This window comes from Microbacterium sp. Bi128, from assembly GCF_918698205.1.
Window position 1 is genome coordinate 1 of record NZ_CAKKMM010000126.1, and the last position, 10382, is coordinate 10382.

Below are 10382 nucleotides of genomic sequence, written 5' to 3' on the forward strand. Positions count from 1 at the left end.
GTGCCGGGGTGGACCTTGGCCCACCCACTCGAGGTGATCGCCTGCCGGACGACCTTCTCTTTCGGGTTGGCCAGGACGTCGGCGATGTTGAGTCGACCGGCGACCTGGATGTCCATGCCGGTGGACACGTCGGATTGCGGGTCGAGGTCGACGACGAGAGTGCGAACGCCACGTGCGAAGGCGGCGGAAGCCAGCCCGAGCGTCACGGTCGTCTTGCCGACCCCGCCTTTGAGAGAGCTGACGGAGAGTACGTGCACGAGTGTCTACGTTACCTTCCCCTAGGCTGTGAGCACATTCAGCTCCGCCAGCTTGACGTGAGGTGCGCATGTTCTCGAAAATCCTGGTCGCCAATCGCGGAGAGATCGCCATCCGTGCTTTCCGCGCCGCCTACGAGGTCGGAGCCCGCACCGTCGCGGTCTACCCGTACGAGGACCGGGCGTCCCTGCACCGGCTGAAGGCGGACGAGGCGTACCAGATCGGCGAGCGCGGCCACCCGGTGCGCGCGTACCTCGACGTCGACGAGATCATTCGCGTCGCCCGCGAGAGCGGGGCGGATGCCATCTACCCCGGGTACGGATTCCTGTCCGAGAACCCGGAGCTGGCCGAGAAGGCCGCGGCCCACGGGATCACCTTCATCGGACCGCCGGCCGAGGTCCTCTCGATGGCGGGCAACAAGGTGACGGCGAAGGAGCACGCCATCGCGGCGGGCGTCCCCGTGCTGCGGTCGACGGCGGCCTCCGACGACGTCGACGCCCTCGTCGCACAAGCGGAGGACATCGGCTTCCCGCTGTTCGCCAAGGCCGTCGCGGGCGGCGGCGGACGCGGCATGCGTCGCGTGGAGTCGCTCGGCGAGCTGGCCCCGGCCTTGGCCGAGGCGATGCGCGAGGCGCAGAGCGCCTTCGGCGACCCGCGCATGTTCCTCGAGCAGGCGGTGCAGCGCCCGCGGCACGTCGAAGTGCAGATCCTCGCGGATGCCACGGGCGAGACGGTCCACCTCTTCGAGCGCGACTGCTCGGTGCAGCGTCGCCACCAGAAGGTCATCGAGATCGCGCCGGCCCCGAACCTCGACGACGCCGTGCGCGGCGACCTGCACCGTTACGCGGTGGCCTTCGCGCGCGCGATCGGCTACCAGAACGCCGGCACGGTGGAGTTCTTGCTCGAGACCGCCGGCCCGCGGGCGGGCGAGGTCGTCTTCATCGAGATGAACCCGCGCATCCAGGTCGAGCACACCGTGACCGAGGAGGTCACCGACGTCGACCTCGTGCAGTCGCAGATGCGCATCGCCGCGGGCGAGACCCTCGCCGACCTCGATCTGACGCAGGACCGGATCCGTCTGCGCGGAGCGGCCCTGCAGTGCCGCATCACGACGGAGGACCCGACGCAGGGCTTCCGACCGGACACCGGCAAGATCACGACGTACCGTTCGCCGGGCGGTGCCGGTGTTCGCCTCGACGGCGGCACCACCGCCGCGGGGTCGCAGATCAGCCCGCATTTCGACTCCCTGCTGTCCAAGCTCACGTGCCGCGGTCGCGACTTCGGTGCGGCCGTCGCCCGGGCCCGTCGCGCGCTGGCGGAGTTCCGTATCCGCGGGGTCTCGACGAACATCCCGTTCCTGCAGGCCGTGCTCGACGATCCGGCTTTCGTCGCCGGCGACCTGAGCACCTCGTTCATCGACGAGCGCCCCGAGCTGTTGCGGGGGCGGGAGTCCAAGGACCGCGGGACGAAGGTGCTCGCGTGGCTCGTGGACACCACGGTCAACCGGCCCCACGGCGAGAACCCCCTCTCGGTGGATCCCGGCACCAAGCTGCCGACGATCGATCTCGGCGCCCCCGCGCCGGCGGGTTCGCGTCAGCGGTTGCAGGAGCTCGGGCCCGAGGGCTTCGCCCGGTCGCTCCGCGCGCAGACGGCGCTGGCGGTGACCGAGACGACGTTCCGCGACGCGCACCAGTCGCTCCTGGCCACGCGCGTGCGCACCCGCGACCTCGCTCGCGTCGCCCCGTACGTCGCGCGGCTCACGCCGCAGCTCCTCTCTGTCGAGGCGTGGGGCGGGGCGACCTACGACGTCGCCCTCCGCTTCCTCGGCGAGGACCCGTGGGAGCGTCTCGACGTGCTGCGTCAGGCGCTGCCGAACGTGGCGATCCAGATGCTCTTGCGCGGGCGCAACACGGTCGGTTACACCCCGTACCCGACGGAGGTGACGGATGCCTTCGTCGCCGAGGCCGCGGCATCCGGGATCGACATCTTCCGGATCTTCGACGCGCTCAACGACGTGTCGCAGATGCGGCCCGCGATCGACGCGGTGCTCGCCACGGGAACCTCGGTCGCCGAGGTCGCCGTCTGCTACACCGGCGACCTGCTCGACCCGGCCGAGGACCTCTACACGCTCGACTACTACCTGCGCCTGGCCGAGCAGATCGTCGACGCCGGCGCGCACGTGCTGGCCGTCAAGGACATGGCGGGGCTCTTGCGCCCCGCGGCGGCTGCGCGACTGGTCGCGGCTTTGCGCGAGCGGTTCGACCTGCCCGTGCACGTCCACACCCACGACACCGCCGGCGGACAGCTCGCGACGCTGCTCGCCGCGTCCGCGGCCGGAGCGGATGCCGTCGACGCCGCCGCAGCGCCCATGTCGGGCACCACGAGCCAGCCGTCGCTCTCGGCCCTGGTCGCCGCGCTCGCGCACACCGAGCGCGACACGGGCCTCGACCTGTCGGCCGTGTCCGACCTCGAGCCGTACTGGGAGTCCGTGCGGCACCTGTACGGCCCGTTCGAGTCGGGCCTGCCCGGTCCCACGGGACGCGTCTACCACCACGAGATCCCCGGCGGGCAGCTGTCGAACCTCCGGCAGCAGGCGATCGCGCTCGGGCTCGCCGACGATTTCGAGCTCATCGAGGACATGTACGCCGCGGCGAACCGGATCCTCGGTCGTGTCCCCAAGGTGACGCCGTCATCGAAGGTCGTGGGCGACCTCGCCCTGCACCTGGCCGCGGTCAAGGCCGACCCCGCCGACTTCGAGCGCAACCCCGAGAAGTACGACGTCCCCGACTCGGTGGTGTCGTTCATGGCGGGCGAGCTCGGCGATCTGCCGGGCGGGTGGCCGGAGCCGTTCCGGACGCGGGTCCTGGCCGGCCGCGACGTCAAGATCGGCGTCACCCCGCTCACCGCCGACGACACGGCCGCCCTCGCGGGTGACGCGGCGACGCGGCGTGCCCGCTTGAACTCCCTGCTCTTCCCGGCGCCGACGCGCACGTTCCTCGAGACGCGCGAGAAGTTCGGTGACCTCAGCGTCCTCGACACCGCCGACTACCTCTACGGCCTTCGCGCCGGTGGGGAGCACACCGTCGAGATCGAACGGGGCGTCCAGCTCTTCGTCGGGCTGGAGGCGATCGGCGACGCCGACGACAAGGGCATGCGAACGGTCATGACGACGCTCAACGGGCAGCTGCGACCGGTGTTCGTGCGCGACCGGTCGATCGACGTCGAGGCGCGACAGGCCGAGAAAGCCGATACGTCGAAGCCCGGCCAGGTCGCCGCTCCGTTCTCGGGCGTGGTCACGCTCAAGGCCGCTGTGGGCGACCGGGTCGTCGCCGGTCAGGCGGTGGCGTCGATCGAGGCGATGAAGATGGAGGCGGCGATCACGAGTTCCGTCGACGGGGTGGTGGAACGGCTCACCGTCGGCGCTACGCAGCAGGTGGAGGCGGGCGACCTTTTGCTCGTGGTCCGCCCCGCGCAGTAGCCTGAGAGGGGGCGCTTTTCGCGTCCCCTTTTTCTTTGGAGACTGCAGTGACCCCCGACCGCACCGACGAGACCCCCGACGACGATGCCGAACACGGCGTTCTCGACCACAGCGGAACTCTCGACACGGCCAGCATCAGCATGCTCGGCGGAGACATCGCGCAGGTCAATGTCGACCTTCCGGTGACCGATGACGACGAGGTCGACGACGACGTGGTCGAGGACGAGATGCCCGTCATCGACGCCGAATCCCGCGCTTTCGAGGTCGTCGGAATCGTGCACGTCCCCGACGTCGACGGCCCGCCGTTGCTCACCCACGTTCCCGACCCCGAGGTTGCGGCGACGACGCCCGATGCCGCGCTCGAGGAGCTGCCCACCGGCGACATCATCCTCGAGCCGCACGACGACGACGTCGAGGCGGACGACGTCGAGATCGACGTCCACGACGCCGAGATCGTCGCCGACGGCGACGGCGACGCGGACGCGGACGGCGACGGCGACGCGGATCCGGAGCCCGAGGTCGGCGAGCCGGAGGCGTTCGTCGAAGACGAGCTGGGGAATGCGGAGTCGACCGCTGAGGCCGATGAGACCGAGGCCGAGCCGGAGGTCGTGGCGGAGCCCGAGGCCGACGCTGAGTTCGAGGATGAGCCCGAGGTTGCGGCGGTGTCCGAGGCCGACGCTGAGTTCGAGGATGAGCCGGAGGTTGCGGCGGTGTCCGAGGCCGACGCTGAGTTCGAGGATGAGCCCGAGGTCGCCGCGGAGTCCGAGGCCGACACCCCGACCGAGGGTGAGCCCGAGGTCGAGGGTGAGGCCGCCGACGGGCAGGGCAGCGAGTCCGATGATCCCGCGGCCGAGGAGGAGACGCTCGGGGACGACGCGGGCGGAGACGACGAGCAGACCGACCCCGAGCCGGTCGACGTCACCGCGCCCGAAGCCGAAGCCGAAGCCGATGCCGACGACCTCGCCGCCGACGACCTCGCCGCCGCTGACGAGCCCCAGCCCGAGGCCGCCGACCCGGTCGCTTCCGCGCACGTCGATGCCGTCACCGAAGAGCGTGAGACAGCATCGACCCCCGACGCGCCGGTGACCGAGACCGTCGCTGCGGTCGTGGCCGCCGGTCGAGGCGAATCCGGATCGCAGACCACCGACCCCGCGACGGGCCCGGTGCGCGCACGCGCGCCGAGCGCGCCGCGACCGGCGTGATCGGCACCGTTCCGCTGACGCGTCGCGAGGTGCACCAGGCCGACGAGGCCGCACGTTCCGGGCGTGTCCACGCGGCGGAGCGGGTTCGCACTCCCGGCGCCGACGTCACCTTGGCATCCAAGCGCCTCGGCGAGATCGACGACACCCGCGAGAGCCCCGACCTGCTCACCGCCGACCGTCTGCTCGATCCGCGCCAGATCGCGCGTCCCGAGCCCGAGGGACTGTGGCAGCAGCTCGTGTACTCCGTCTCCCGGCACCGCATCAACCTCGGCGACGGCCGCCGCGCCCGCGCGCGCAAGGACCTCGACCGCCGCATCTCCGCCCCGCTGGCGGGCGAGCCGCGCTTCGTGCCGGTCCTCTCGCGCAAGGGCGGCGTGGGCAAGACGACGGTCACGTCCCTGCTGGGCATGGCCCTCGCCGACGCCCGCGACGACCGGGTCATCGCCGTCGATGCGAACCCCGACCGCGGAACGCTCGCCGATCGCGTGGGCCGCGCCAACGGGCGGACGGTCCGCGACCTCGTGCGCGCGCACGACGACGTCACCGGGTACGGCGACGTCTCGTCGATCGTGGCCCGCGATGCCACGCGGCTGGATGTCCTGGCATCCGATTCCGACCCCCGGGTCTCCGAGGCGTTCAGCGACGAGGACTATCGTCGCGTCGCCGACGTCGCCGCGCACTACTACTCGATCGTCCTCACCGACACGGGGACGGGCATCGTCCACTCCGTCATGGAGGCCACGCTCGAGCTGTCCGACGCCCTCGTCGTCGTCGCGGGCCTCTCGGTCGACGAGGCGCGACTGGCGTCCGAGACGCTGACGTGGCTCGAGACGAACGGCTATGCCGACCGCGTGCGCAACGCGGTCGTCGTGCTGAACAACGCCCGGCCGGGAGCCCCCCTCGTGCGCGAGAGCGAGCTCGAGGCGCACTTCCGCACCCGCGTCCGCTCCGTCATCCGGATGCCGTACGACGCCCACGTCGCCGCCGGCAGCGCGATCGCATTCCGCGACCTGCAGCCGTCCACCCGGCAGGCTGCGCGCGAACTCGCCGCCGCCGTCGTCGAGGGCCTGCGCACCCCGGCGGCCGCAGCATGACGGTCCGGCCGATCCGTCTCTTCGGCGACCCGGTCCTGCGCGCCCCCAGTGCGCCGATCGAGACGATCGACGACGGCATCCGTGCTCTCGTCCGCGATCTCCTCGACACGGTCGAGCCGCCGGGACGCGCCGGCGTCGCTGCACCGCAGATCGGTGTCGGTCTGCGTGCGTTCAGCTACAACATCGACGGGGACATCGGCTACGTCCTGAATCCCGTACTCGTCGAGACGCGAGGCGAGCCGGAACTCGTGGGCGAGGGATGCCTCTCGGTCCCGGGGCTGTGGCACGACGCGGTGCGCTACCCGTGGGCCAAGGTCGTGGGCATCGATCTCGACGGCAACGAAGTGGTCCTCGAGGGGGAGGGGCTGCTCGCTCAGGCCCTGCAGCACGAGACCGACCACCTCGACGGCATGCTGTACCTCTCGCGGTTGCCCGCCGAGACGCGCCGCGAGGCCATGCGGCAGGTCCGCGAGAGCGACTGGTTCTGACCCCGCTGCCTCCCCGCGTGTCACCAGAACAGGGGATGCAACGAGAACAGGCCGATCCGTGAAGGATCGGCCTGTTCCTGTGTCAGCCCCTGTTCTCGGAACGGGGGCTGACGGCGCTCAGGGGAGCGAGACGTTCGTGGTGTTGATCGGCACGGCGTAGATGTCCTCGATCGCCTCGGCGAAGTCGCTCACGATGACGTTCCGCTTGATGCTCATCTTGGGCGTGAGGTGCCCGCTGGCCTCGGTCCATTCGGTGGGGAGGATCGTGAACTTGCGGATCGACTCGGCGCGCGAGACGCGGGCATTGGCCCGGTCGATCGCCGCTTGCACCTCGGCCCGCACCTTCTCGTGGGATGCCGCGTCGACGAGCGACATGTCGGCGGGCAGGCCGTTGTTGGCCAGCCACGTCGGCAGCATCTCGGGGTCCAGGGTCACCAGGGCCGAAATGAACGGCTTGTGGTCTCCGACGACGACGACCTGGCCGACGATCGGGTTGGCGCGGATGGGGTCCTCGAGTGCGGCGGGGGCGACGTTCTTCCCGCCGGCGGTCACGATGATCTCTTTCTTGCGACCCGTGATCGAGAGGAACCCGTCGGCGTCGAAAGCACCGATGTCACCGGTCTTGAACCAGTCGCCGTCGAAGGCCTCGGCCGTGGCCTCGGGGTTGCGCCAGTATTCGGCGAAGACGTTGATGCCGCGCACCTGGATCTCGCCGTCGTCGGCGAGACGCACGCTCACGCCGGGGAGCACGGGGCCCACGGTGCCGATCTTGGACTTGGTGGCGAGGTTCACGGTGGCGGGCGCGGTGGTCTCGGTCAGGCCGTAGCCCTCGAGGATCACCACGCCGAGGCTGCGGAAGAAGTGCCCGAGGCGCGGGCCGAGGGGAGCGGACCCCGACACGGCATACACGACGCGTCCGCCCATGGCATCCCGGAGCTTGGAGTACACGAGCTTGTCGAACAGCGCGAACTTGATCTTCAGCAGCAGCGGGATGGACCGGCCCTGCTGCTCGCGCTCGGAGTGCTCGACGGCGGCAGCCGCGGCGGCGCGGAAGATCTTGCCCTTGCCGCCGGCCTCGGCCTTCTGCTCGGCCGAGTTGTAGACCTTCTCGAACACGCGGGGCACCGCGAGGAGGAACGTGGGCTTGAACGACCCCAGCGCCGGCAGCAGCTGCTTGGTGTCGGGCTGGTGGCCGGTCTTGACCCCCGCGTGGACGTTCAGCAGCGAGATGAAGCGGGCGAAGACGTGCGCCGTCGTGATGAACAGCAGCGTCGACGCGCCCGGGGTCTCGACGACCTCGTGCAAGGCCTTGGCGGAGTTGCGCGCCAGTTCGACGAAGTTGCCGTGGGTGAGGACACAGCCCTTCGGGCGACCGGTCGAGCCCGACGTGTAGATGAGCGTGGCGATGTCGGAGCTGTTCGCGATCGCTCGACGTCGCGCGATCTCGGCGTCGTCCACCTCGGCGCCGCGGGCCACGAGGTCGTCGAGGTCGCCGGCGTGCATCGCCCAGACCTCGCGCAGCAGCGGGAGGTCGCTGCGGACCTCGTCGAGGCGCTGGCCGTGCTCGGTGGACTCCATGATCGCGGCGATGGCGCCCGAGTCGGAGAGGATCCACGAGATCTGGGCCGGCGAACTCGTCTCGTACACCGGGACCATGACCGCGCCGGCGTAGAACAGCGCGAAGTCCACGAGGGTCCAGTCGTAAGTGGTCCGCGCGATGAACGCGACCTTCTCACCGGGTTGGATGCCGGCGGCGACGAAGCCCTTGGCGAGGGCGATGACCTGCTGCTCGAAGTCACGAGCGGACACGTCGCGCCACTCGGCACCGTCGGGAACGGCGAACAGCGGCCGGTCGGGCGTGGCGGACACGCGGTCGGCGAGCAGATCGGACACGTTCGAGGACGGGTCTGCGGGAACGACGGCGGGAAGGTCGAACTGGATCACGGTAACTCCTTTGGCACCGGAAAGAAGGTCGATCGGTTCGTCGAGTCTAGTCGCACGTTCCGCCGTGCCTCCGAGGGGACGGCGGTGTCGGCGGCGTTCCGCGGCGATGACGAGACTGCTGCGGGCCGAGCCGCGGGGCGGGCCGGAGAGGAGCGCCGTGCGCAACGTCGGTATCGACATCGGAGGCACGAAGATCGCCGGCGGAGTCGTCGAGGAGGACGGCACGATCGTCGAGAAGCTCCGGGTGGACACCCCCATCGACCCGGCGGCCCTCGTGGACGCGGTCGTCGACATGGCCGACCACTTGCGTCGTGCGTACGACGTGCACGCCATCGGCGTCGCCGCCGCCGGTTTCATCAGCTCCGACCGCAGCACGGTCATTTACGCCCCGAACATCGACTGGCGCAACGAACCCCTACGCGCGCGCCTCGAGGACCGTCTGGACGCGCCCGTGACGATCGAGAACGACGCCAATGCGGCGGGCTGGGGCGAGTACCGCTTCGGCGCCGGACAGGGCGTGCGCGACATGGTGATGCTGACGATGGGCACCGGCGTCGGCGGCGCCGTCGTCACCGACGGCGAGCTGTTCCGCGGTGGCCACGGCATCGGGGGTGAGCTCGGGCACATGCGCTTCGTGCGCGGCGGGCACCCGTGCGGGTGCGGGCAGAACGGATGCCTCGAGCAGTACGCCTCGGGCCGCGCGCTGCAGCGCGAGGCCAACGCCATCGCGGACGAGGGCGGCATCGGCGCGGCCCTGGCCGCGGTGCGCGCGGAGAAGGGCGCGATCCCCGGGCCGGCGGTCTCGCGCCTCGTGCTAGCGGGCGACCCGGGCGCCATCGAGGCGCTGCGGCGCGTGGCCACGGCCCTCGGCGAGGCGTGCGGCGGGTTCCAGGCCGTCCTCGACCCCGAGTTGTTCGTGATCGGCGGGGGAGTGGCTCAGCTCGGCTCGGACCTGCTCGTTCCGGTGAAGCTCGCGTACGAGACGTCGCTTCCGGGATACGGTGAACGTCCGGTGGCGGAGTTCACCATCGCACGATTGGGCAACGACGCCGGTCTCATCGGGGTCGCCGACCTCGCCGGGAAGGAGCGCTGACGATGTTCTACTGGCTCATGAAGTACGTGGTCATCGGGCCGGTCATCAAGGCCGTGTTCCGACCGTGGATCGTGGGCCGGCGCAACATCCCGCGGGAGGGTGCGGCGATCCTCGCCAGCAACCACCTGTCGTTCTCCGACTCGATCTTCCTCCCGCTGATGATCGACCGCCGGATGGCGTTCCTGGCCAAGAGCGACTACTTCACCGGTCGCGGGCTCAAGGGCTGGGCGACGCGGTTGTTCTTCACCGCGACGGGGCAGCTCCCCATCGACCGGTCCGGTGGCAAGGCATCCGAGGCCTCGCTCAACACGGGTCTGGGCGTCCTCGGGCGTGGGGAGCTCCTCGGCATCTACCCCGAGGGCACGCGCAGCCCCGACGGAACGTTGTACCGCGGCCGCACGGGAATCGCCCGCATGGCGCTCGAGGCGCGGGTACCGGTGATCCCGGTGGTGATGGTCGACACCGGCGCCGTCATGCCGATCGGTCAGCGACTGCCGCGCGTCGGTCGCGTCGGCATCGTCATCGGCGAGCCGCTGGACTTCTCCCGCTTCGAGGGGATGGAGAGCGACCGCTACATTCTGCGCTCCGTCACCGACGAGATCATGGTCGCCCTGCAGCGGCTCGGCGAGCAGCGGTACGAGGACGTGTACGCGTCCACCGTCAAGGATCGTCTGGCCAGCGCCCAGGCGGCGAAGGCGCCGTCGGCGCGCCACTAGACTTCAGGGGTGAATCAGCAGCTCCACGACCTCGACCACTGGCGGACCCTGCCCATCAAGCAGCAGCCCCAGTGGTATGACGAGGCCGCGGTGGCCGCGGCATCCGCCGAAC

Annotated in this window: 8 protein-coding genes; 6 read left to right on the forward strand and 2 right to left on the reverse strand. The window is 70.6% G+C overall.

All coding sequences use genetic code 11. The features are described 5' to 3' along the window. The coding region (locus LQV45_RS11125; protein ID WP_230007076.1) for a ParA family protein at window positions 1-257 on the reverse strand (257 nt) is incomplete at its 3' end. 68 nt (window positions 258-325) lie between these two features. Here LQV45_RS11125 and LQV45_RS11130 point away from each other — a divergent pair. The 4 genes from LQV45_RS11130 to LQV45_RS11145 are packed head-to-tail and all read left to right on the forward strand — an operon-like array spanning window position 326 to window position 6517. Beyond that, on the forward strand, window positions 326-3733 hold the full coding sequence (locus tag LQV45_RS11130) for a pyruvate carboxylase (RefSeq protein ID WP_230007077.1): 3408 nt from the start codon (window positions 326-328) through the stop codon (window positions 3731-3733). 47 nt (window positions 3734-3780) lie between these two features. Next, entirely contained in the window at window positions 3781-4935 is a 1155-nt protein-coding gene (locus LQV45_RS11135) for a hypothetical protein (RefSeq protein WP_230007078.1), read from the forward strand. Beyond that, on the forward strand, window positions 4932-6029 hold the full coding sequence (locus LQV45_RS11140; RefSeq protein WP_230007079.1) for a MinD/ParA family protein: 1098 nt from the start codon (window positions 4932-4934) through the stop codon (window positions 6027-6029). Before LQV45_RS11135 ends, LQV45_RS11140 begins: the two co-directional genes overlap by 4 nt. Next, window positions 6026-6517, forward strand: a complete 492-nt coding sequence (locus LQV45_RS11145; RefSeq protein ID WP_230007080.1) for a peptide deformylase — start codon at window positions 6026-6028, stop codon at window positions 6515-6517. The genes LQV45_RS11140 and LQV45_RS11145 overlap by 4 nt, the downstream gene beginning before the upstream one ends. A 117-nt stretch (window positions 6518-6634) precedes the next feature. Here LQV45_RS11145 and LQV45_RS11150 read toward each other — a convergent pair whose 3' ends face one another. Further along, window positions 6635-8461, reverse strand: coding sequence for a long-chain fatty acid--CoA ligase (locus tag LQV45_RS11150; RefSeq protein ID WP_230007081.1), 1827 nt, complete (start codon window positions 8459-8461; stop codon window positions 6635-6637). A gap of 157 nt (window positions 8462-8618) precedes the next feature. Here LQV45_RS11150 and LQV45_RS11155 point away from each other — a divergent pair, with 157 nt between their 5' ends. Then, a complete protein-coding gene (locus LQV45_RS11155; protein WP_230007082.1) occupies window positions 8619-9554 on the forward strand; it encodes an ROK family glucokinase in 936 nt (311 codons plus the stop codon). 2 nt (window positions 9555-9556) lie between these two features. Beyond that, entirely contained in the window at window positions 9557-10270 is a 714-nt protein-coding gene (locus LQV45_RS11160) for a 1-acyl-sn-glycerol-3-phosphate acyltransferase (protein WP_138174851.1), read from the forward strand. Window positions 10271-10382: the final 112 nt, after the last annotated feature.